This is a genomic window from Paraburkholderia sp. BR13439, from assembly GCF_040948805.1.
Classification (GTDB): Bacteria; Pseudomonadota; Gammaproteobacteria; order Burkholderiales; family Burkholderiaceae; genus Paraburkholderia; species Paraburkholderia youngii.
The window spans coordinates 1-255 of record NZ_JBFPKN010000216.1 but is presented as its reverse complement, the minus strand read 5'-3'; the positions used below and the strand labels follow the sequence as shown (position 1 = coordinate 255).

At 58.4% G+C, this 255-nt stretch carries 1 protein-coding gene; it reads left to right on the top strand.

The window, feature by feature from the left end:
- Positions 1-255 (top strand): Wzz/FepE/Etk N-terminal domain-containing protein (locus AB3X96_RS42935; protein ID WP_368594461.1); only part of this gene is annotated, 255 nt, incomplete at both ends.

Sequence of the window (255 nt, the reverse complement as noted above, 5' to 3'; positions counted from 1 at the left end):
GGCATACGCGTTTATCGCGCCGTCGGTGTACCAGGCCGATATTCTCGTGCAGGTGGAAGACAGCATCCCGACCAACAATTCAAAGAGTCCTCTGGGCGACGTCTCGAGCATGTTCGACGTCAAGACAGAGGCGACGGCCGAGATGGAAATCATTCAGTCGAGAATGGTGGTCGGCAAGGCCGTCGACGATCTGCGCCTCGATATCAGCGCAAAGCCAAAGCGCTTTCCGTTGATCGGCGACTGGCTGGGGCGGCA